Origin of the sequence: Microvirga puerhi, from assembly GCF_020089865.1 — a bacterium.
GTDB classification, from domain to species: Bacteria; Pseudomonadota; Alphaproteobacteria; order Rhizobiales; family Beijerinckiaceae; genus Microvirga; species Microvirga puerhi.
The window spans coordinates 56,156-78,202 of record NZ_JAIRBM010000009.1 but is presented as its reverse complement, the minus strand read 5'-3'; the positions used below and the strand labels follow the sequence as shown (position 1 = coordinate 78,202).

Here is a 22,047-nt window from a genome sequence, read left to right as displayed (position 1 = left end):
AGCGCGAACGGCGTTCGCCAGATCGGAGTGGCTGACGCGTTCGGCGGAAACGGTATTGGTCACAGCTTGATCCACAAAATCTGACGGCGGGCCCCAGGCGCAGGGGGCAGGCCTATCGAAAAGAGCGTGGGCTCCTTAACACGGGGGAGGGGCGAGTCAAAGGCTCAAGGGCCTCAAATTCCCCGCAGACCATTGCCGATCGGCAGCGTGGGCCCGGAAGCATTGGCCTTGGAAAGCAGCTTCCCGCTTTCGAGATCCGTCGAGGGTTTCGTCATTCTCGGCGGCGCGCCGTCCAGCGTGCAAAATCGGGTCCACTTTTCCGTGCGATGCGCTAGTGTCGTCAACGATTCCCGGAGGACCGATGACCGCCATTCTGGACGACGCGCTTAAACGACTCGAGGTGGCCTTAGGCCTTCTCGAAGCCTCCGTGTCGCGCCGTTTGGACATGGAAAAGCGTCGTGGCGATCTGGAAACCGAGCTCCAGCTCATGCAGGACGACCGTGCGCGCCTGGCGGACGATCTCGATGGGGCCCTGACCCGTCTCCATCGCTTCGAGGCGGCCACCGATGATGTCAGTCGCCGCGTGCGGCAGGCCATCGGGGCAATCCAGTCCGTCCTGGTCCAGGCCGGCGAACTTGCGCCGGACGAGACCTGACATGGCCCAGGTCACCGTGACCATCGCTGGAAAAACCTACCGTATCGCCTGCGGCGACGGGGAGGAGCAGCATCTTGAAGAACTCGCCGCGTCGTTCGACGCCAAGATCGAGGATATGCGCGCAGCCTTCGGCGAAATCGGCGACATGCGCCTCCATGTGATGGCCGCCATCACCCTGGCGGACGAGATGCACGAGACCAAAAAGCGTATTGCGGCTCTCGAGGCGGAACTTGCGGAACTCCGGCGCTTCGCTTCCCAGGGGGACGAACGCACGCAGGCCATCGAGGCACGGCTTGCGGAGGGCGTTCACCGGGCTGCGGAGCGGATCGAGCTTCTGGCACGCCGCTTGGGAGCGTCCGGGCAAGGGTAACGCTCTGTCATCTGGGCCCAGCTCTCCGAGCTGTCCCGGAATGACAACGGAGTTCTCCAAAAATCCCCCTTCCCCTCGACCCGTTCGGTCCCTACATAGGGAAGGCGGGGCTGCGGGGTGCGTTAGGAGTTCATATTCCCCGGGGCCTTATCGATCCTGAAGGGAGCTGTCCCTGACCCGGTCCGTGGACCGGGACATACGGCGCCCACCTACTTTGTAGGTTCCCGGGATCGCTTCTCCGACGACTTTTGTGGCTCCGCGCTTCATGCTTTCTTCCTCCCTTTCCGAGCGCAAGGAACGGCTTCGCCGCGAGGCATTTGCCATGCGCGACGGCCTCGACGAGATATTTCGCCGGGAGGCGGCCGAGCGCATCGCCGCACGAGCCCTGGCTTGCGGTGATCTTAAAGACCGCAATCCCGTCGGCGGCTATTGGCCGATCCGGAGCGAGGTCGATCCCCGGCCGCTGATGCAGGCGTTGACATCGCGCGGCCAGGACGTGGCGCTGTCGCAGGTTCTTCATCCCCATCTGAGCTTTCGCCTCTGGCGGCCCGGTGACATCCTGGTGAGGGGAGGTTTCGGCGTTCACGAGCCTGGGCCCGATGCTCCGGAGGTCTTCCCCAATGCGCTCCTGGTGCCGCTGCTCGCCTTCGACCGGCGCGGTGGCCGGATCGGCTATGGCAAGGGGCATTTCGATCGTGCCATCGCGGCTCTCGAGGATAAACATCCCATCTTGACCATTGGGCTCGCCTATGCGGTTCAGGAGATCGAGGAGGTTCCGGTCGAACCGCACGATCGCCTGCTCGATCTCATCGTCACCGAGGCCGAGCTCATCCGGACCTCAGCTGTCCGCGACGCCTTGTAAGGATTTTCTATGCGTCTTCTCTTTCTTGGCGATGTGGTCGGACGGGCCGGTCGCAACGTGGTCATCGATCGGTTGCCGGCTCTTAAGGAGCGCTGGCGGCTCGATTTCGTGGCGATCAACGGGGAGAATGCAGCGGGCGGCTTCGGCATCACGGAAGCGATCTGCGACGACCTGATCCAGGCGGGGGCGGACGCAGTGACCCTCGGCAATCACAGCTGGGACCAGCGGGAGACCCTGGTCTTCATCGAGCGCCAGCCACGGCTCCTGCGGCCGGTCAACTATCCGCCCGGCACGCCCGGACGCGGAGCCAATCTCATCGAGAGCGCATCGGGGCACCGGGTTCTCGTCGTCAACGTCATGGGCCGTCTCTACATGGACGCGCTCGATGATCCCTTTGCCGCCGTGGACCGCGAACTCGATGCCTGTCCGCTCGCCCAGGTAGCCGATGCCGTCATCGTCGACGTCCATGCGGAGGCGACGAGCGAGAAGGAGGCGATGGGCCATCATCTCGACGGGCGCGCGAGCCTCGTGGTCGGCACCCATACCCATGTGCCGACCGCCGACCACCGGGTTCTCGGAGGCGGCACGGCCTATATGTCCGACGCGGGCATGTGCGGCGACTACGATTCCGTTCTCGGCATGCAGAAGGAGGAATCGATCCGCCGCTTCCTGCAGAAGACCCCCGGACCGCGCATGGAGCCGGGGCTGGGGGAGGGGACACTTTCCGGAATCGCCGTCGAGACCCACGACCGCACGGGCCTCGCCGTGCGGGTCGCGGCCTTGCGGCTCGGCCCGCATCTCGAGGAATCCTGGCCACGCTTCTGGGATTAGCCTCCCGCCCTTGGTTCGCGGCGAAGCATTCCCATCTGTCTGCTGACGGAGATGCCAGTGGACGCAGAGAACCCCCAGACCCTTGCCCGTGAAAACGGCACCGTGCCCGAGGCCGCTCAGCACAAAAGCGTCTCCGCCGTTCTCCGGGCGGTGATCGATGGTGCCAAGGGTGAGAGCATCACCATCGGCGAGATCATCGAGGCGTTCGGCGAGCGCGCCTTCGGTTTCGTGCTGATTCTCTTCAGCTTGCCGAACTGCGTGCCGGCCCCGCCCGGCATCGCGGGTATCGTCGGAACGCCGGTGCTCATCTTCGGTATTCAGATGATGCTGGGGCACCGCCATCCTTGGCTGCCCGGCTTCGTCAAGCGCCGTTCGGTGTCGGTCGCGACTTTCAAGAGGCTGATCGATGTGGCCGAACCGAAGCTGAAATGGCTGGAAAGCTACTGCAAGCCGCGGCTGCCGCCGCTCTTCAGCGTCGTCGGGGACCGGATGGTCGGCCTCTTCGCCTTCCTCGTGGCGATCTCCGTGCTGATTCCGTTTCCAGGCACCAATTTTCCGCCCTCCATTGCCCTCGTCATCGTCTCCATCGCGGTGATGGAGGAGGACGGCTATCTCCTGCTCCTAGGCTACGCGATCGGGCTGACGGGACTCGCCTATACGGCGACAATCCTCGGCGCCTCCTATCATCTGATCAAGGCGGCTCTGACCAGCTGGTTCGGAATCTAGAACAAAGAGAGGCCTTGGGGCTTTGCCTCCGGCGCTACACCGTTTTATAAGCCCGCTAGAGCCTCGGACCCAGAAGTGGTTCCCACTTTTGGGATTTATCCGATGCTCCCTTCTTAAGCGGCGCATCGTTCGGGGCGGACCCAGAGGGCCGCGTCAGCGAAAACCGGATCCACTTTTCCGGACGATGCGCTATCGTCAACATCCGCGGCCTGACGGGCCCCTTGAACGCCAAGACGCTCTCGGTCGCGATCGCGGAGGCTCCATGGCCGGACATTCACAATTCAAGAACATCATGCACCGCAAGGGCCGGGTGGACGCCGTTCGCTCGAAGGTGTTCTCCAAGCTCGCGCGCGAAATCACCGTCGCCGCCAAGATGGGGCTGCCCGATCCCAACATGAATCCGCGCCTGCGCGCCGCAATCATCGCGGCCCGGGCCGAGAACATGCCCAAGGACAACATCCAGCGCGCCATCAACAAGGCTGCCGGCAACGAGGGCGAGAACTACGAGGAGATCCGCTACGAGGGCTACGGCCCGGGTGGCGCGGCGTTGATCGTCGAGGCCATGACCGACAACCGCAACCGCACCGCCTCGGACATTCGCTCCTACTTCACCAAGAGCGGCGGTAACCTTGCGGAAACCGGCGCCGTCTCCTTCATGTTCGACCGGGTGGGCTTCGTCGAGTTCGCTCCCGAGGCGGCCAGCGCCGACGCCATGCTGGAGGCCGCCATCGAGGCGGGAGCCGACGATGTGGTGTCGAGCGAGAACGGCCACGAAATCTACTGCGATCAGGGCTCCCTCAACGAGGTCACCAAGGCCCTGGAAGAGAAGTTCGGCGAGCCGAAGGCCTCGAAGCTGATCTGGAAGCCCCAGACCCCCGTCGCCGTGGATGACGACGCAGGCGAGAAGCTCATGAAGCTCATGGAAACGCTCGAAGAGCATGACGACGTGCAGAACGTCTACGGCAATTTCGAATTGTCCGAGGCGCTCATGCAGAAGATGGCGGAATAGGAGCCTTGAGCGAGCGCATCCGCATTCTTGGCCTCGATCCCGGCCTGCGCAACACGGGCTGGGGCGTCATCACCATCGAGGGGACGAAGCTCTCCTTCGTGGCCTGTGGTGTCGTGACCTCGGACGGCGACCTCGATCTGGCGCTTCGCCTCAAGCAGCTCCACGACCGGCTGACGGACGTGATCAGGACCTGGACGCCCGACGAGGTGTCCGTCGAAGAAACATTCGTCAACAAGGACGCGCAGGCGACCCTCAAGCTCGGCCAGGCCCGGGCCATGTCGCTGCTGGTTCCTGCGCTGCATGGACTTCCCGTATCGGAATACGGCGCCAACCAGGTGAAGAAAACCGTGGTCGGCGTCGGACACGCGGAAAAGGAGCAGGTCCAGGCGATGGTGAAGATCCTGTTGCCCAAGGCTGACTTCAAGAAGGCCGACGCAGCCGACGCGCTTGCCATCGCCATCGCCCATGCCCATCACCGCAAGGCGCGGGCTTTGGCGGCGAGTTACTAACCTGTTACAGAAGAACCATCGTCATTCCGGGGCGGCGAAGCCGAGCCCGGAACCCATAAACACTAACAGAGCGTGATTGAGCACCGTCGGCGGCTACGGATCCCGCCTGCGCGGAGATGACGGCGGAGGGAGACCAACGTGATCGGCAAATTGAAAGGCGTCGTCGATTCCTACGGCGAGGATTTCATCATCCTCGACGTGCATGGCGTCGGCTACGTAGTGCATTGCTCCTCGCGCACGCTCCAGAACCTGCCACCTGTCGGCGAGGCGGCGGTGCTCTCCATCGAAACTCTCGTCCGTGAGGACATGATCCGCCTTTTCGGGTTCCGTTCGGATGCGGAGCGGGAATGGTTTCGTCTCCTCCAGACCGTGCAGGGCGTTGGCAGCAAGGTGGCGCTCGGAATCCTGTCGGTGCTCGATCCGGGCGGTATCGCCACCGCCATCGCGACGGGCGACAAGGCGGCCGTGGCGCGCGGTCCGGGTGTCGGCCCGAAGCTCGCCGCCCGCATTGTCGCGGAACTCAAGGACAAGGCGCCGGCCTTCGCGGCCGTCGATCCGGCACTCATCCGTCTGACAGGTGCCGTGGAGGACAAGAGCGCTCCTATTCCCGTATCGGATGCGATCTCCGCCCTCGTCAATCTCGGCTATCCCCAGGCCCAGGCCTCTGCTGCCGTGGCGGCAGCGCTCAAGCAGGCCGGTGAAGAAGCCGAGGCCAAGACGCTGATCCGACTGGGCCTGCGCGAGCTGGCCCGTTAGGCACGCGATTGGCACTCTTTTGCGGGATTGGTAAGAGACGGCCTATACGATGAACCCGTGACCTTTTGCCGTTCCTGTTTTGATCTCATGCAGATTTGGCGTATGTCAGGGAGGAGCCTCGTCATTACGCCTTCGGAAGGTAAGCTTCTTTGACCGATTCACGCCGCCTTATCACCCCTGAGAAGCGCGAAGATGATCCGGATGCCTCGCTCCGGCCGTTGTCGCTCGGGGATTTCACGGGCCAGGCGGCGGCCCGCGCGAACCTTCAGGTCTTCATCAACGCCGCGAAATCGCGGGGCGATGCTCTCGACCATGTGCTGTTCGTCGGCCCGCCGGGCCTGGGCAAGACGACGCTCGCCCAGATCGTGGCGCGGGAACTCGGCGTCAATTTCCGCTCGACTTCTGGTCCGGTCATCGCCAAGGCCGGTGACCTGGCGGCCCAGCTCACGAACCTGGAAGAGCGCGACGTGCTCTTCATCGACGAGATCCACCGCCTCAACCCGGCGGTGGAGGAAATCCTCTACCCGGCCATGGAGGATTACCAGCTCGACCTCATCATCGGCGAGGGACCGGCGGCCCGTTCGGTGAAGATCGAGCTGCCCAAGTTCACCCTGGTCGGCGCGACGACCCGCGCGGGCCTGCTGACCACGCCCCTGCGCGACCGTTTCGGCATCCCGATCCGCCTCGAATTCTACACGGTGGACGAGCTCGAGCTCATCGTCCGCCGCGGCGCCCGGGTGCTCGGCCTCGGCATGAGCGACGCAGGTGCCAACGAGATCGCCCGCCGCTCCCGCGGCACGCCGCGCATCGCCGGACGCCTGCTGCGCCGGGTGCGCGACTTCGCCATCGTGGAGGGCGCCCCAACGGTCACGCGCGACCTTGCCGACAATGCCCTGCGCCTCCTCGACGTCGATCCCATCGGCCTCGACCTGATGGACCGGAAGTACCTCACCACCATCGCCCATTCCTTCGGGGGCGGCCCTGTCGGGATCGAGACGATTGCCGCGGCCCTGTCCGAGCCCCGCGATGCGATCGAGGAGATCATCGAACCCTATCTCATCCAGAAGGGCTTCGTGCAGCGCACCCCACGGGGCCGCATCCTGACGCCCCATGCCTTCAGGCATCTCGGGCTGCCCGAACCCACGCGGGAGAGCGCTGCCCAATTCGGCCTCTTCAACGGCGGGGATGAGGATGACTGAGCGGCCTGACATCCCCCCCGTTCTCTCCGGCCGCCTCGTCGGCGATACGCATCTTCTGCCCATCCGCGTCTATTACGAGGACACGGATTTCTCGGCGCGCGTCTACCACGCCAGCTATCTGCGCTTCATGGAGCGGGGACGCACCGAGCTTTTGCGGGCGGCGGAGGTGGCGCAGTCGGACCTTCACACCGAGATGGGCGGCCTCGCCTTCGTGGTGCGCAAGATGGCGATCGACTTCCTGGGTGCTGCCCTGATGGACGATGTCCTGACCATCGTCACGCGGCCCAAGGAGATGCGCGGCGCCTCGATGACCCTGTTCCAAGAGGTGCGGCGCGGCGAGGACATCCTCGTGACGGCCGAGGTGACCGTGGCGGCCGTTAGGGGCGGCCGGGCGGTTCGGATTCCGGACGAATTGCGGTCTGCCCTGACGCCACTTGCCGAGTAGGCGAGGGGACTGCCCCACAGCCCGATAGCGATCGGAAATGCTCTGGACTTCGTGCCCGCCGCGCATCTCCGGTCGCGGCATATCGCCCTTGGCCGGCGGCCTTTAAACCAACCCTTAACCTTGATGTGTGCTTAACATGTAACGGATCGGGAAGATCGGCGTCCCTTGGCCGCGCGCCCTTATTTTCGACAGATTCAGGCGCGAACGAACAATGAAACGCACAAGATTTTCCTACCAAGGCGGCGAGCCCGGTTCCGGGCCGCTCGAGGAGCGGGGACTCGAAAAATGAATCCGGCGGATGTGGCCCAGGCAGTCCCTGTGGCCCACGATATGTCTCTATTCGGCCTGTTCTGGCAGGCGCATTTCATCGTCAAGCTCGTGATGCTCGGTCTCCTCGGCGCCTCCGTCTGGTGCTGGGCGATCATCATCGACAAGACCCTGCTCTATGCCCGCACCAAGCGCGCCATGAACCGCTTCGAGGAGGTGTTCTGGTCGGGCCAGTCGCTGGAGGAGTTGTTCCGCTCGCTCCAGAGCCGCCCGGCAACGGGCCTCGCCGCGGTGTTCGTCGCCGCCATGCGGGAGTGGAAGCGGTCCTTCGAGGGCTCCGGGCGCTCCTTCCAGAGCTTGTCCCAGCGCATCGACAAGGTCCTCGACGTGACCATCCAGCGCGAGGTCGAGCGCCTCGATTCCAAGCTGACGGTCCTCGCCTCCATCGGTTCGGCCGGCCCCTATATCGGCCTCTTCGGCACGGTGGTCGGCATCATGAATTCCTTCACTTCGATCGCGGCGTCCAAGAGCACGAGCCTCGCGGTCGTGGCGCCCGGCATCGCCGAGGCCCTCTTCGCGACCGCAATCGGTCTCTTCGCAGCCATTCCGGCGGTGCTCGCCTACAACAAGCTCCAGAGCGAGGTGAGCAAGCTCCAGTCGCGGCTCGAAGGCTTCGCCGACGAGTTCTCCGCCATCCTCTCGCGCCAGATCGACGAGCGCATCGCGCTCGCGGCCTAAGGAGGATTGGGGATGGCTTCGACCGCAGGCATGGCCAAGGGCGGCGGCTCCCGTCGCCGCCGGCGCTCCCACCGGGGCGGTGCCATGAACGAGATCAACATGACGCCGTTCATCGACGTCATGCTGGTGCTGCTCATCATCTTCATGGTGGCGGCCCCCATGATGACGGCCGGCGTGCCGCTCGATCTGCCTCAGACGAAGGCGGCGCCCCTCAACATGGATGCTAAGCCCGTGACCCTGTCCATCAAGGCGACGGGGCAGGTCTACATGGGCGAAACCGAACTCCCCGACGATGCCATCGTCGGCAAGCTGGCCGAGGTCGCCAAGAGCGGTCTCGACGAGCGCGTCTTCGTGCGCGGCGACAAGAAGGTCGATTACGGCCGTGTCGCCCAGGTCATGTCCATCGTCACCGGGGCCGGATACAAGCGCGTCGCGCTTGTCACGGAGCCGGATCAGCGCTGAGCGGGGTAGGGGCGAGACCGTGGCGTTGAAGCTGAAATTCAACACCTCCGAACCGGGCTTCTGGGTCTCGGGCGCCACCCATGTGGTGCTCCTGGCCGCGGCCCTGGTCGGTCTCTCATCCGTTCGCGAATTCCCCGACGCCGAGGAAGGCATCCCGGTCGAGGTCATCACCGACAACCAGTTCTCCCAGATCACCAAGGGCGAGAAGACCGCCAAGGAAGTGCTGCCGCAGCCCAAGCCCCGGGCCGAGCGCGTGGCCGACAAGACCGAGCAGCGCGATCCCGGCGAGGACAAGCGCGATGCGCCCGCGCCGCCGAAGCGGCCTGAAGAGATGAAGGTGGCCGAGAAGGAAGAACCGGTCGCCGCCCAGCCCCCACCGCCGCCGAAGCCGAGCCAGGCCGAAGCCGAGGCGAAGGCCAAGGCGCTCGAGGAAGAGAAGAAGCTCACCGAGGCCAAGGCCGAGGCGGAGGCCATCGAGCGCGCCAAAGCCGCCGAGAAGGCCAAGGCGGAAGCTGAAGCGAAGGCCAAGGCGGAAGCCGAGGCAAAGGCTCAGGCCGAAGCCAAGAAGCTCGCGGAAGCCAAGGCGAAGGCAGAGGCCGAAGCGAAAGCCAAGGCGGAGGCTGAAGCCAAGAAGATTGCGGAAGCGAAGGCCAAGGCCGAAGCGGAGGCCAAGGCCCGCAAGGAAGCGCAGGTCGCCAAGAAACTCGACATGGGCGACCTCAAGCAGTTCCTGGAGAACAAGGAGCGCAACCAGTCGACGGGCGCGACCGGAGCGGAGGTTCAAAAGACCGCCTCGCTCGGCACCGCGACCGGAACGGCTGCGAAGCTCAATCCGAGCCAACGCGATGCGCTGATGGGAATTCTTCAAGAGCAGATGAGACGCTGCTTTACCCCACCGATCAGCGCATCTGCCGGAAATACAGTCGCTCCGTTGCTCGACGTGCGCCTCAATCCAGATGGAACGCTGACACAAGATCCTTCTGTTGTTCAGAGCGGACCGAATTCAACTGATCGTGCCATTGCCGATGCGGCCCTGCGCGCCGTTCGTCGATGTGCTCCCTATCGTATCCCTGCTCAGTACGCCCCTCAGTATTCCGATTGGAAAATGCTGAAGGTCTATTTCGATCCCATGATCTGAAGCCCCTCATGCTTAAGATGAAAGCCATGATCACTCGTACCGTGTCCCGTCTTGCAGTTGTCCTGACCTTTGTCTTGTCGATCGTTGCAGTGGCTCCTGTCGCACACGCAGAGCTATCCTTCCGCGTCGGACCGGGCGGCCAGTTCCAGCCCATGCCGATCGCCGTCGCGGACTTCGCGGGCGAGGGCGATCTCGGCCAGCGGGTCTCGGGGATCATTTCGAGCAACCTGCAGCGCTCGGGCTATTTCGCGCCGCTCGACCGGTCGCGCTTTCCGGAGCGTCCGGCCTTCGACGTGGCGCCGCGCTTCGAGGCCTGGAAGCTCGCGGGCGCCCAGGCGCTGGTGACCGGCCGCGTGACCCGTGATCCCTCGGGACGCCTCAAGGCCGAGTTCCGGCTCTGGGACGTGGATACGGGCCAGCAGCTGACCGGCCAGCAATACATGACGGACCCGAATTTCTGGCGCCGGGTCGGCCACATCATCTCCGACTCGGTCTACAGCAAGCTCACTGGCTTCGGCGGCTTCTTCGATACGCGCATCGTGTTCGTGGACGAATCCGGCCCGAAGGAGAACCGCCGCAAGCGCCTCGCCATCATGGATCAGGATGGAGCGAATGTCCGTTTCCTCACGCAGGGTGACTCCCTCGTCGTGACCCCGCGCTATTCGCCCGCCTCCCAGGACATCACCTACATGTCGCAGGTCGAGGGCCAGCAGCCGCGCGTGCAGGTGATCAATCTCGAGACCGGCTCCCGTCAGGTCGTCGGCAACTTCCCCGACATGACCTCGAGCCCGCGCTTCTCCCCCGATGGGCAGCGCATCGTCATGAGCCTGCAGCAGGGCGGCAATGCCAACATCTTCATGATGGACCTGAACTCCCGCGCCACCACCCGGTTGACCTCCACCGCCGCCATCGATACCTCGCCATCCTACTCGCCGGACGGATCGCAGATCGTGTTCGAGAGCGACCGAGGCGGCACGCAGCAGGTTTACGCCATGGCAGCGGACGGCTCGAACCAGCGCCGCATCTCCTTCGGCGACGGCTCCTATTCCCAGCCGGCCTGGTCGCCGCGGGGCGATTACATCGCCTTCACCAAGCGCCGCGCCGGCGGATTCGCCATCGGTATCATGAAGCCGGACGGCTCGGGCGAGCGCATCCTGACGGAAGGCTTCCATAACGAGAGCCCGACCTGGGCGCCGAACGGGCAGTACATCCTGTTCTTCCGCGATCCCGGCGGGCAGGCGGGCGGAAAGCTCTACATGGTCGACATCACCGGCCGCGTCGAGCAGCCGGTCCCGACGCCGTCCTATGCGTCGGACCCGACCTGGTCGCCGCTCCTGAGCGAGAGCAGGGCTCAGAACTGATCGAACAGGGGCGCCTCGGGCGCCCCTTCTTCATTCAGGCGCGCAGCGACGAGCGCGCCGTCGGAACGAGGCGGGAGATCTCCCGCGGACGCCAGATCCATTGTTCGAATTCAGGATCGACCGTCCGGACCCACGCTTCGGACGCCGCGAGAGCGGCCAGATGGTGGTCATAGGCCGCGAGATCGGCAAAGCCTGAGAACCATACGAAAACGGTCTCGCCCTCCCGGACCGGAAGGCGCGGAAAGGTGTTCGGGCTTCGCTCGGTCACGAAGGAGGCGAAGATCCTGGCCCCCGCCTTTTCCAGCTGCGGTCGGACCTTGTCCTTGAAGAAGGAGGCAAAGGCATCCTCCTTCTGCGGTGCGAGGGAGCAGATCGTCGCCACGATCAAGCCGGGCGCTCCGACCTCCTGGCCGATTGCGGCGCGGGGATGAACGGCGGGCGGGAAGCCGTCGCCCGGCTGGGCGGGCCGGAGAAGAAGCACGTTGTCGGAATTGATCATCGTGCCGTTGGCCTGATCCCGATGCGCCGCCCAGACGGGTCCACCATAGAAGGCGGCGAGGGCTTCGGCGCGTGTCGCCATGTCGGCGAAGCCGCGAAGCCAGACAAAGCTGTCGGGATCATCGAGGTCGCGGAATTGGCCGATGACCCGCATGCCCACTTCTTCCTGAGGCTCGACGAAGGCGCGGTCGAAAAGATCGATCAAGCGATCGCGCGCCTCCCGGTGCAGGCGATACCGGCGCAATTCCACGATGGCGTCCTCGCCTGTTGCTGCCGTCGGATTGCGGGCGTCCACCACTTCGAGATCCATATTTTTCTCCTGAACAGGACGAGCGTCCTGTTCTGCAATACAGGACGCTTGTCCTGTTCTGTCAACCTGCTATTTTCACGGCAGGGAGAGGAACAATGGCGAAGTCCGACGGACAGGGACGAACGAACGATCCGGAAGGCTTTCGGCGGAAAGTTCTGGATACGGCTTACGCGGCGTTCTGCACGCATGGATATGCCGCGACGTCCATGCACGATCTGAAACGCGATGCCGGTGCTTCCGGCGGTGCGCTCTCACATCATTTCCCGACCAAGAAGGATCTGGCTCTCGCGGTCCTGGAACATCGCGTCGCGGACGCGGTGGAGGAAACCTGGATCTCCCCGGTGCGCACGGCAGCCGCCGCTGCGGAGGGGATTCAGGCCGTCTTTAATTCCATTGCGACGGAGCTGGAGGAGCGCGGGGCGGTCTCAGGCTGCCCGCTCAACAATCTGGCGCTCGAATTGTCCCGGCAGGATGAGGACTTCAGGGCCGCGATCGACGCCATCTTCGTGCGCTGGCGCTGGGCGATCGCTGACCGGATCCGGGCCGACCAGGGCCAGGGGCGTCTGATCTCTCTTGATGCGGAAGAAACGGCCACCTTCGTGGTGGCCGCCTATTCGGGTTCCATGGCGATGGCCAAAGCGAGCCAGAGCGCAGTGCCTTTGAGGGCCTGCGCTGCAATGCTCGATCGGACCCTGCGGGACGCGTCGGCCTAAAGTGACGGACGCTCAGGCGCCCCGCGGCATGGCGGTCGTCGTGGGCGTCACGTCCTTGCGGCTCCTCAGCCTGAAGGCGAGGACCAGGAGCGTGATGCCGAAAATCAGGGCATAGACGCCGAGCCACCAAGTGAGCACCACCGCACCGATCAGCGGAGCGATCAGCAATGCGATACCGAACAGGATCGACACGATGCCGCTGAAGATCATCCAGCCGCGTCCGTAGGCCGGATTGAGCTTGAACGCCGCAACGATTTCGAGGACGCCGGTGATCAGCGACCACACCGCCAGCAGGGTGACGAAAAACACGACCGTCAGGCCCGGCCATGAGAAGGCGATGACGCCGACCAGGATGTCGACGATCCCTTCCAGGACGAGGAGGCCCCAGCGTTGGTGTTGGGAGGCGGCCCGGATGGCGGACACGATGCTGAAGACGCCATCCACGAGCATATAGGCGGCGAAGAACAGGACCAGCGACAGGATCGTCGCTCCTGGCACGAACAGCGCGATCAGAGCGAAGATGATGGCGAAGACACCGCGAAGGGCGACGGCCCACCAGTTCTGCGCCAGCAGCGCACTCATTGCCTCCGATTGGTCGAAGGATCCGGACGTTTGGGAAGTGCCGCTTGCCATGGTGATCTCCTCGATAAAGAGCCCCCCTATGGTGACTGACCTAAGGGTAGGTATCAAATCAACACTCAAGCTTGGCAGTAGGTTTCATTTCTTTTCACGAATTGTGGCTGGAATCGACGGATCCTGCCATCCGCGCCGCCTGACGGCGCTGTTCGAGCTTCCGGCGCCGCATCCGGGTGCGCCATTTGAGACGAAACGCCCGGATCATCAGAGCCAGGCCGAGCCAGACAAGGCCGATCACCAGGGGGACGACGATCAGGATCGGGAAGAGGGCGACGACGACCGCCAGGGCCAAGAGCACCGCGCCGATCACCGCGATGCTGCTCGCCTCCGTGGCTGTGAGAGAGCGGGCGTTTTCGGTTCTGCCAATGCTGTTGCTCAGGGCGAGCGCGCCCGCCGCCAGACGCCGCACGCCACCTCTTCTGGGGCGCGGCAAGCGGCGCGAGCGCATCTTCTGCGACTGTTTGCGCCGCGTCAGGAGGCCGGGAACGATCTCGGTCGCATTGGCGAGATCCTTCAGGTACATCTCCTCCATGGCCCCGGCGAAGTCGCGATCCTCGACCACGACGTCGAGCTCCCAATTGGTGGCCCAGCTCGCGAGGTTGAGATTGGTTGAACCGACCCGCGCCCAACGCCCGTCGGCTACCGCCGTCTTCGCGTGAAGCATGGAGCCGTTCCATTCGAAGACGCGGATTCCCGCCTCGATCAAGGATCGGTAGCCGGCGCGAACCACCGGCTGGAGGATCGCCACGTCACTGGCGCCGGGCACGAGGAGGCGGACGTCGACCCCGTCCCGCGCTGCCTCCGCGAGAGCCTGCACATAGGATGTCGTGGCGACGAAATAGGCGTCGGTGAGCCAGAGATTGCGCTGGGCCGTCGCCGCGACGAACTGGTCGAACCGATAGGTACGGAACATGCCGGGCTGTCCGCAGAGAACGCGCGCCGCCACGGTGCCGGCCTTCGGGATGGCCTCGGGATCCGGGAACTCGCTTAAGTCGAGAGGCCCGCCGGCGCGGGCCCAGCTATCGGCGAAGGCGGCGTCCAGATCGGCGACGACAGGGCCTTCCAGGGAGAGGCCGGTATCGCGCCAGGGATCCGCTCTGTCGCTTCCTTCCCAGGCGTTCGAAACGCACAGACCGGCCACGAAACCCAATCGGCCGTCGACCGTGATGACCTTGCGATGATTTCGGCGGATCCAGAGCGGATCGGTCAGCCGGGGCGGATTGAAGACCCTGACCTCCACGCCGGCACGGCGCAGGCGGTTCCAGAATCCGGGCAGCGCGCGCCAGGAGGAGCCGAGCCAGTCGTAGAGAACCCGAACCTTCACGCCGGCCTGGGCCCGCTCCATCAAGGCGTCGGCGAAAGTGCGGCCGGTCTGGTCGTCGGCGATGATGAAATTCTCGAAATGCACGACCCTGCGGGCGCTCCGAATGGCCTCAAGCCAGGCAGGGTAGTTTTCGCCCGCATCCCGCAGCAGGGCGATGGCATTGCCCTGACGCAGGTGGCTGTCGGCAATCCGGGCAAAGGCGCGCTCCAACCGGATGTCCGTCGCGGGCGCCTGCGCGAATGGTTCGATCTGTCTTGGCGTAAGGGGAGCTGTCATAATCCCATAACGCACGAAGGCTCGTTTCGGCTTCGCCGTATCTGACCACGGTCGAAGGGTCGCGGCGGAGCGGTGCCAACTCTTTGCCGTATTTACTCCTAATTAACGCTAAGCCCAGGTTTCCCGACCTGGATTCGATTCACCTTAATCCCACCTCTACCCGCCGGATCGACGGAACCGTCCCTTAACCATCCCCCGATATAGATCACACAACGTTCGGCAGACGTATGTGTAAGGAGTATTGCCAATGATGACGTTGCGCGCCGTCAAGTTCGCCGCTGCCATCGTCCTCGCCCTTGGGGCGGCGGCGTGTTCGTCCAACAAAGATGGAATGGCCGATGGAGCCGGGGGCGGGTTCGGCGCCGGCGGAGCCGCCACCCCGGGCAGCGCCCAGGACTTCGTCGTCAATGTCGGCGACCGCGTCTTCTTCGAGACCGACCAGACCGACCTGACCCCGACAGGCATCGCCACCCTCGACAAGCAGGCCCAGTGGCTCAACCGCTATTCGAACTACACCTTCATCATCGAAGGCCATGCGGACGAGCGCGGCACCCGCGAATACAACTTCTCTCTCAGCGCCCGCCGCGCCCAGAACGTCCGCGACTACCTCGTGTCGCGCGGCATCAATGCCTCCCGCCTGCGGACCGTTTCTTACGGTAAGGAGCGCCCTGTGGCCGTCTGCAACGACATCTCCTGCTGGTCCCAGAACCGCCGCGCCGTGACGGTCCTGAGCACGGGCGCAGGAATGTAAGGCTCTTGGCATGAGACCTTTTCCCTCCCGTTCGACGGAGGGCCGAGCTGCGCCGCCACAATCTCGCCGTGGCGGCGCATTTGTGTTATCGGCACCTTTGTTGCGACCTCCACGGTACCCGAGAATGCTGCGCCGCCTGATCGTCTACCTCGTCTTCATGATGTCCCTTGCCGCGCCTGCCTTCGCGCAGGACGCGGCCGACGCCATCGTGCGTCTCAACCGGCTTGAGAGCCAGTTCCGGCAGATGTCCGGGCAGATGGAGCAGCTCCAGCACGAGAATCAGGTGCTGAAGGAGCAGCTCCGCAAGTTCCAGGAAGACGTGGAGTTCCGCTTCCAGGAAGGGCGCGGTGGCGGCGGCAAGGCTCCGGCGACCGGTACTCCGCCCCGTCCCGCTCAGGCTCAGCCGCAGCGGCGTAGTGACATCTTCGATCCGTCGGAGGCGCCCAGCGCCCCCGGCGCTCCCCAGCCTCTCGGATCCACAATCCCGTCCGCTCCGCTCACGGCGGATGCGCGTCAGCCGCTTCCGCTGCCGGGTAGCCAGGCCGCCGGGCAGCCTTCGGGCATCGGCGAGCTGATCGAGGAGGACGAGGTGGCCATGGATGCCGCCCCCCTCGACATCAATCCCGCCGGCCGGACCGCATCCGCGGCCCCGTCCGCTCCAGTCGCTCCATCGCGCGGCCCGAGCGTGGCGGCGACCAGCGTCGGCGATCCGCGCGCCGATTTCGAGACGGCCTATGGCTACTTCGCGCAGCAGCAATACGAGGAGGCTGAAATGGGCTTCCGCCGCTTTCTGCAATCCAATCCCCGCGACCGCCTCGTTCCGGAAGCCTCCTACTGGCTCGGCGAAACCTACATGCAGCGCAGCCGCTATCGCGAGGCGGCCGAGCAGTTCCTGAACGTCTCCACGGATTACCCGAATACGGCCCGCGCGCCCGACGCGCTCCTGAAGCTTGGTATCGCCCTCAACGGCCTTGGCGCGCGCGACCGCGCCTGCGCTGTCTTCGCTGAACTCAACCGCAAATACCCGCAGGCTTCCGCCGCCGTGCGCCAAGGGTCCGAGCGCGAGCAGCGCCGCTCCAAGTGCAGCTAGGAGCCGAGCCCGGCAGACGATCCTCTGTGTCCCGCCCCGCTCCAGCGACCGACCTTCTGTCCAGCGAACGGCTGGAAGACCTTTTTGCCTCCCTGACGACCGCCCGAAAGATCCTCGCCGCCGTGTCCGGCGGGCCGGATTCCATGGCGCTGATGCATCTCCTGGCATCGTGGCGCCAGGGCGGGTGCCGCCCGCTCGTCGTCGTGGCTACGGTCGATCACGGGCTCCGGCCCGAGGCTTCCCAGGAGGCTGCCTTCGTGGCCAGCGAGGCCACCACCTTGACCCTTTCACATCGCACTCTCCCCTGGACCGGCCCTAAACCGGCGACCGGCTTGCAGGAGGCGGCACGCAGTGCCCGCTACGATCTACTGGTTGATCTTGCACGCCGGGAAGGAGCCACCCATCTCGTCACCGCCCACACGCTGGACGATCAGGCCGAGACCGTCCTGATGCGCCTGTCTCGCGGCTCCGGGATTGCCGGGCTCGGCGGCATGCGGATGGAGCGTGATCTGGATGGGCTCCGGCTCGTCCGTCCCTTATTGGACGTTCCGAAGCGCATGCTGCTTGATCTCTGTGCCCAGGAGCGATGGGCCTTCGTTCGGGACCCCTCCAACGCGGACGAGCGCTTCGCCCGCGTGCGATGGCGTCGGCTCATGCCGGCGCTGGCCGCCGAGGGCCTCACAGCGGAGCGGCTGGCCAGTCTTGCCCGCCGCGCCCGGCAGACCGAGGAAGCTCTGGACATCAAGGCGAGAGAGGCATTGACGCGGGCGAGGCCGGTACGGGATGCAGCATTGCGCCTTGATGCCGCGCCCTTTGCGGAAGAGCCGTTCGAGATTGCCCTACGGATGCTCATCCTGGCGCTTCGCGAGGCCGGGATTGACCTGGAAGTGAGCCGGCTCGGTCGCCTTGAGGACTGCGCGCACCGCGTTCGGGAAGCTGCGAGGAAGGGGGGAGGGCTCAAGGTGACCGTGGCAAGTGCCGTGATCCGCCTCGATCACCGCGGCGGGCTGATGATCGCTCCGGAACCGCCGCGCAAGCGCGGCCGTTAGCCAAATCCGTCATCAAAGGCAACCGAAGATGCCGCATGGGCGCCGCATTCCCTTGGCAAGGAACAAAGGCACGCCTACATTGAGTTTAGCCGCGCGGGGCGTTCCCCGCGCTCGTCTCCCTCTGGGGCAGAAAAACTGATACGATGAATTCAAATTTCCGCAACTTCGCCTTGTGGGTCGTCATTTTCCTTCTGGTGCTGGCCCTTGTGACGCTGTTCCAGAGCCCGGGCCATCGTGGCGGCAGCGGCGATATTGCCTATAGCCAGCTCCTCAGCGATGCCGATTCCGGCCGCATCTCGAACGTGGTGATTTCCGGTCCGGAGATCAGCGGCACCTATACGGACGGCCGTACCTTCACGACCTATGCGCCGAACGACCCGAGCCTGGTGTCCAAGCTGCAGCAGAAGGGCGTGCAGATCACGGCCCGGCCGCAATCCGACTCCACCCCGTGGTTCATCGCTGTTCTCATGAACATCCTGCCGATTGCGCTGTTCATCGGCGCCTGGGTGTTCCTGTCACGCCAGATGCAGAACGGGGCGGGCCGCGCCATGGGCTTCGGCAAGTCCAAGGCCAAGCTCCTGACCGAGGCCCACGGGCGCGTCACCTTCGACGACGTCGCCGGCGTCGACGAGGCCAAGGAGGATCTGCAGGAGATCGTAGAATTCCTCCGCGATCCACAGAAGTTCCAGCGCCTCGGCGGCCGTATTCCGCGCGGCGTGCTTCTGGTCGGCCCTCCCGGTACCGGTAAGACTCTGACCGCCCGTGCTGTGGCAGGCGAGGCGAACGTGCCCTTCTTCACGATTTCCGGCTCGGACTTCGTCGAAATGTTCGTGGGCGTCGGCGCCTCTCGTGTCCGCGACATGTTCGATCAGGCGAAGAAGAATGCGCCCTGCATCATCTTCATCGACGAGATCGACGCGGTCGGCCGTCACCGTGGTGCCGGTCTCGGCGGCGGTAACGACGAGCGCGAGCAGACCCTCAACCAGCTTCTGGTGGAGATGGACGGCTTCGAGGCCAACGAGGGCATCATCATCATCGCGGCGACCAACCGTCCCGACGTTCTCGATCCGGCGCTCCTGCGTCCCGGCCGCTTCGACCGGCAGATCGTGGTTCCGAACCCGGACGTCACCGGCCGCGAGAAGATCCTGCGCGTCCATGTGCGCAAGGTCCCGCTCGCTCCCGATGTGGACCTGAAGGTTATCGCCCGCGGTACGCCCGGCTTCTCCGGCGCCGATTTGATGAACCTGGTCAACGAGGCAGCCCTGCTGGCGGCCCGCCGCGGCAAGCGCATCGTCACGATGCATGAGTTCGAGGACGCCAAGGACAAGGTTATGATGGGCGCGGAGCGTCGCACCCTGGTCATGACCGACGACGAGAAGCGCCTGACCGCCTATCACGAGGCGGGCCACGCCATCGTCGCCCTGAACGTCCCGGCGACCGACCCCGTGCACAAGGCCACGATCATTCCGCGTGGCCGGGCCCTGGGCATGGTCATGCAGCTGCCGGAGCGCGACAAGCTCTCGATGACCTTCGAGCAGATGACCTCGCGGCTTGCCATCATGATGGGCGGGCGCATTGCCGAAGAGATGATCTTCGGCAAGGAGAAGGTGACTTCAGGTGCCCAGTCCGACATCGAGCAGGCGACCCGCCTCGCCAAGATGATGGTGACCAAGTGGGGCTTCTCGCCCGAACTCGGCACCGTCGCCTATGGCGAGAACCAGGACGAGGTCTTCCTCGGCATGCAGATGGGCCGGCAGCAGAACGTGTCGGAAGCCACCGCCCAGAAGATCGACTCCGAAGTGCGCCGTCTCGTCGAAGCCGGCCTCGAGGATGCTCGCCGCATCCTTACGGAGAAGGCGCACGATCTCGAAACCCTCGCCAAGGGCCTGCTCGAATACGAGACCCTGACCGGCGACGAGATCCACAATCTCCTCGACGGCCAGCCTCCGATCCGTGACACCGGCGACACCATGTCGTCGAGCCGGGGCTCCGCCGTTCCGACGGCCGGACGCGGCCGGCCCAAGGAGAGCGGCGGCGGAATGGAGCCGCAGCCCCAGGCCTGATTTTTCGAAGCACCCCGAAAGACTGAAGACGCCCGCCTTGAGCGGGCGTTTTTTTGTGAATTCAATAGATTTAAGTCGTCGTGAGGATTGTCGGTCCCCTGCATTGTAACAATTGCTTATCACTTGTGATGGCCGTTTTCGCGCGAAAGCCTTGACCCGATTCAGGGAGGTTGCTTTGAGAAAACCAAAGCGCGTATCGGCGCGACAGAAGGCGGAGAACCAGTACGTGCGCAAATACTTTGGAACTGACGGCATCCGCGGTCGCGCCAACGGCATCATTACACCGGACCTTGCCCTGAAGGTCGGGCAGGCGGCCGGTCTCATGTTCCAGCGTGGCGACTACCGTCACCGGGTCATCATCGGCAAGGATACGCGCCTCTCAGGCTACATGATCGAGAACGCTCTGGTGGCTGGCTTCACCTCCGTGGGCATGGACGTGCTGCTCCTCGGCCCCATGCCGACCCCGGCCGTGGCCATGCTGACCCGCTCCATGCGCTGCGATCTCGGCGTCATGATCTCCGCCTCGCACAATCCTTACGAGGACAATGGCATCAAGCTGTTCGGCCCGGACGGATTCAAGCTCAACGACGACGTCGAGCGTGAGATCGAGATTCTGCTGGAATCCGATCTCTCCACTCGGCTAGCCGGCTCGTCTCTCCTGGGTCGCGCCAAGCGCATCGAGAGCGCGGATGCGCGCTATATCGAATTCGCCAAGCGGACCCTGCCGCGCCAGCTCGATCTCGAGGGCATGCGGGTGGTCATCGATTGCGCCAACGGAGCCGGCTACAAGGTCGCTCCGGAGGCCCTGTGGGAGCTGGGAGCCGAGGTGATGTCCATCGGCGTTGAGCCCAACGGCTTCAACATCAACCACGAGGTCGGCTCGACGGCGCCCGACGCTCTGGTCAACAAGGTGCGTGAGCTGCGCGCGGATGTGGGCATCGCCCTCGACGGCGATGCGGACCGCGTGCTGATCGTCGACGAGAAAGGTCAGAAGGTCGACGGCGACCAGCTCATGGGCGTGGTGGCGCGGTCCTGGCAGGAGGATGGGCGGCTGTCGCAGGGCGGCATCGTCGCCACGATCATGTCCAATCTCGGCCTCGAGCGCTATCTCGACGGCCTTGGTCTCAGCCTCGTCCGCACCGCGGTCGGCGATCGCTACGTGCTCGAACACATGCGGGCGCACGGCTTCAATCTTGGTGGCGAGCAGTCCGGCCATATCATCATGTCGGACTACACCACCACAGGTGACGGTCTCATCGCGGCGCTCCAGCTGCTCGCGGTGGTCAAGCGCCTCGACAGGCCCGTCTCGGAAGTCTGCCACTGCTTCGAGCCCCTGCCGCAGATCCTCAAGAACGTGCGCTACAAGGCGGGCCAGCCTCTCCAAGCAGAGTCGGTGGTGAGGGCCATCGAGGCCGGCCGCGAGCGCCTGGGGACGAATGGCCGTCTCGTCATCCGCCCGTCAGGCACCGAGCCTGTCATCCGCGTCATGGCGGAAGGTGACGACAGCGACCTGATCACCCGCGTCGTCGACGATGTCGTCGATGCGGTTTCACGGGTGGCATCGCAAACGCTCGCCGATACGTCGATCAAAGGCGCAGCGTAAAGTCTCCATCTGCGATCATTCGTCTTGCCCTCTCCCTAGCGGGGGAGGGCTTTTGTTTTTCGGGCATCACGCCGGCTGAGCTGTCCAGTCGTAAGCGAGCGTTTCCTTGAAGGCGAAGCGATTCAGGTGATCCTCGATCACCTTCTGCATCCGGACCCGGCTTTCTTCATCCGGCACGGTCAGAGTGATCCAGAGACGGTCGTCCTCGGCGACCAATTCGGCCGTTCTGTCTTCGGAGAACGGAATGGTGCTGTTCGTCGCGGTATAGTTCACATCGAACTTGTGTGACCAATGCTTGCTGAGCTGCTGCAGATAGCGGCTCGCATTCGCCGTCGAAACGCTTGATTTGGATGTGATCACGCTGTTTCTCCTACATTCGACCGCCGCATGAGAACCCCTGCGACGG

General features: G+C 64.6%; 24 protein-coding genes and 1 other RNA gene. 21 read left to right on the top strand and 4 right to left on the bottom strand.

Features of this window, described 5'->3' with window-relative positions; genetic code table 11:
* Positions 1-361 precede the first annotated feature (361 nt).
* The 15 genes from K9B37_RS13570 to tolB all read left to right on the top strand — a co-directional run bounded on the left by K9B37_RS13570 (position 362) and on the right by tolB (position 11,328).
* Positions 362-655, top strand: a complete 294-nt coding sequence (locus K9B37_RS13570) for a DUF4164 domain-containing protein (protein ID WP_224313629.1) — start codon at positions 362-364, stop codon at positions 653-655.
* A 1-nt stretch (position 656) separates the two neighbouring features.
* Positions 657-1,025, top strand: a complete 369-nt coding sequence (locus K9B37_RS13565; RefSeq protein WP_224313628.1) for a cell division protein ZapA — start codon at positions 657-659, stop codon at positions 1,023-1,025.
* 104 nt (positions 1,026-1,129) lie between these two features.
* A non-coding RNA gene (gene ssrS, locus K9B37_RS13560) (6S RNA) lies at positions 1,130-1,286 on the top strand.
* Between the two features lie 4 nt (positions 1,287-1,290).
* A complete protein-coding gene (locus K9B37_RS13555; protein WP_224313627.1) occupies positions 1,291-1,887 on the top strand; it encodes a 5-formyltetrahydrofolate cyclo-ligase in 597 nt (198 codons plus the stop codon).
* 9 nt (positions 1,888-1,896) lie between these two features.
* Positions 1,897-2,718, top strand: a complete 822-nt coding sequence (locus K9B37_RS13550) for a TIGR00282 family metallophosphoesterase (RefSeq protein WP_224313626.1) — start codon at positions 1,897-1,899, stop codon at positions 2,716-2,718.
* A 57-nt stretch (positions 2,719-2,775) separates the two neighbouring features.
* Positions 2,776-3,444: an exopolysaccharide biosynthesis protein gene (locus tag K9B37_RS13545; protein WP_224313625.1), complete on the top strand. Its 669-nt coding sequence runs from the start codon at positions 2,776-2,778 to the stop codon at positions 3,442-3,444.
* 262 nt (positions 3,445-3,706) lie between these two features.
* Positions 3,707-4,453, top strand: coding sequence for a YebC/PmpR family DNA-binding transcriptional regulator (locus tag K9B37_RS13540; protein WP_224313624.1), 747 nt, complete (start codon positions 3,707-3,709; stop codon positions 4,451-4,453).
* 5 nt (positions 4,454-4,458) lie between these two features.
* On the top strand, positions 4,459-4,962 hold the full coding sequence (gene ruvC, locus K9B37_RS13535; protein WP_224313623.1) for a crossover junction endodeoxyribonuclease RuvC: 504 nt from the start codon (positions 4,459-4,461) through the stop codon (positions 4,960-4,962).
* Between the two features lie 138 nt (positions 4,963-5,100).
* The gene (ruvA, locus tag K9B37_RS13530) at positions 5,101-5,718 is read left to right on the top strand and encodes a Holliday junction branch migration protein RuvA (protein WP_224313622.1); all 618 of its coding nucleotides are present in this window, start codon (positions 5,101-5,103) and stop codon (positions 5,716-5,718) included.
* A 149-nt stretch (positions 5,719-5,867) separates the two neighbouring features.
* On the top strand, positions 5,868-6,917 hold the full coding sequence (gene ruvB / locus K9B37_RS13525; protein ID WP_224313621.1) for a Holliday junction branch migration DNA helicase RuvB: 1,050 nt from the start codon (positions 5,868-5,870) through the stop codon (positions 6,915-6,917).
* Positions 6,910-7,362, top strand: a complete 453-nt coding sequence (gene ybgC / locus K9B37_RS13520) for a tol-pal system-associated acyl-CoA thioesterase (RefSeq protein ID WP_224313620.1) — start codon at positions 6,910-6,912, stop codon at positions 7,360-7,362. The genes ruvB and ybgC overlap by 8 nt, the downstream gene beginning before the upstream one ends.
* A 285-nt stretch (positions 7,363-7,647) precedes the next feature.
* On the top strand, positions 7,648-8,367 hold the full coding sequence (gene tolQ / locus K9B37_RS13515) for a protein TolQ (protein ID WP_224313619.1): 720 nt from the start codon (positions 7,648-7,650) through the stop codon (positions 8,365-8,367).
* A gap of 12 nt (positions 8,368-8,379) precedes the next feature.
* Positions 8,380-8,829 (top strand): ExbD/TolR family protein, encoded by a 450-nt coding sequence (locus K9B37_RS13510; RefSeq protein WP_224313618.1) that lies wholly within the window; start codon positions 8,380-8,382, stop codon positions 8,827-8,829.
* A 25-nt stretch (positions 8,830-8,854) separates the two neighbouring features.
* On the top strand, positions 8,855-9,967 hold the full coding sequence (gene tolA, locus K9B37_RS13505; RefSeq protein ID WP_224313843.1) for a cell envelope integrity protein TolA: 1,113 nt from the start codon (positions 8,855-8,857) through the stop codon (positions 9,965-9,967).
* A gap of 26 nt (positions 9,968-9,993) precedes the next feature.
* Complete coding sequence (gene tolB / locus K9B37_RS13500) at positions 9,994-11,328, top strand: Tol-Pal system beta propeller repeat protein TolB (protein WP_224313617.1); 1,335 nt, start codon at positions 9,994-9,996, stop codon at positions 11,326-11,328.
* Positions 11,329-11,362: 34 nt separating this feature from the next.
* On the opposite strand, the gene K9B37_RS13495 is transcribed toward tolB, so the two are convergent.
* Positions 11,363-12,136 (bottom strand): NIPSNAP family protein, encoded by a 774-nt coding sequence (locus tag K9B37_RS13495; protein ID WP_224313616.1) that lies wholly within the window; start codon positions 12,134-12,136, stop codon positions 11,363-11,365.
* Positions 12,137-12,231: 95 nt separating this feature from the next.
* Here K9B37_RS13495 and K9B37_RS13490 point away from each other — a divergent pair, with 95 nt between their 5' ends.
* A complete protein-coding gene (locus tag K9B37_RS13490) occupies positions 12,232-12,849 on the top strand; it encodes a TetR/AcrR family transcriptional regulator (protein ID WP_224313615.1) in 618 nt (205 codons plus the stop codon).
* Positions 12,850-12,861: 12 nt separating this feature from the next.
* Here K9B37_RS13490 and K9B37_RS13485 read toward each other — a convergent pair whose 3' ends face one another.
* Both K9B37_RS13485 and K9B37_RS13480 read right to left on the bottom strand, forming a co-directional pair.
* Positions 12,862-13,482, bottom strand: coding sequence for an HdeD family acid-resistance protein (locus K9B37_RS13485; RefSeq protein ID WP_224313614.1), 621 nt, complete (start codon positions 13,480-13,482; stop codon positions 12,862-12,864).
* A gap of 94 nt (positions 13,483-13,576) precedes the next feature.
* Positions 13,577-15,085, bottom strand: a complete 1,509-nt coding sequence (locus tag K9B37_RS13480) for a phospholipase D-like domain-containing protein (RefSeq protein WP_224313613.1) — start codon at positions 15,083-15,085, stop codon at positions 13,577-13,579.
* A gap of 247 nt (positions 15,086-15,332) precedes the next feature.
* Here K9B37_RS13480 and pal point away from each other — a divergent pair, with 247 nt between their 5' ends.
* The 5 genes from pal to glmM all read left to right on the top strand — a co-directional run bounded on the left by pal (position 15,333) and on the right by glmM (position 21,641).
* Positions 15,333-15,836, top strand: a complete 504-nt coding sequence (gene pal, locus K9B37_RS13475; RefSeq protein WP_224313612.1) for a peptidoglycan-associated lipoprotein Pal — start codon at positions 15,333-15,335, stop codon at positions 15,834-15,836.
* Positions 15,837-15,960: 124 nt separating this feature from the next.
* On the top strand, positions 15,961-16,926 hold the full coding sequence (ybgF, locus tag K9B37_RS13470) for a tol-pal system protein YbgF (protein ID WP_224313611.1): 966 nt from the start codon (positions 15,961-15,963) through the stop codon (positions 16,924-16,926).
* Positions 16,927-16,952: 26 nt separating this feature from the next.
* Positions 16,953-17,975 (top strand): tRNA lysidine(34) synthetase TilS, encoded by a 1,023-nt coding sequence (gene tilS / locus K9B37_RS13465; RefSeq protein ID WP_224313610.1) that lies wholly within the window; start codon positions 16,953-16,955, stop codon positions 17,973-17,975.
* 143 nt (positions 17,976-18,118) lie between these two features.
* Positions 18,119-20,038, top strand: coding sequence for an ATP-dependent zinc metalloprotease FtsH (gene ftsH / locus K9B37_RS13460; RefSeq protein ID WP_224313609.1), 1,920 nt, complete (start codon positions 18,119-18,121; stop codon positions 20,036-20,038).
* A gap of 226 nt (positions 20,039-20,264) precedes the next feature.
* A complete protein-coding gene (gene glmM, locus K9B37_RS13455; protein ID WP_224313841.1) occupies positions 20,265-21,641 on the top strand; it encodes a phosphoglucosamine mutase in 1,377 nt (458 codons plus the stop codon).
* A 66-nt stretch (positions 21,642-21,707) separates the two neighbouring features.
* On the opposite strand, the gene K9B37_RS13450 is transcribed toward glmM, so the two are convergent.
* On the bottom strand, positions 21,708-22,001 hold the full coding sequence (locus K9B37_RS13450; protein ID WP_224313608.1) for a DUF2218 domain-containing protein: 294 nt from the start codon (positions 21,999-22,001) through the stop codon (positions 21,708-21,710).
* Positions 22,002-22,047 lie beyond the last annotated feature (46 nt).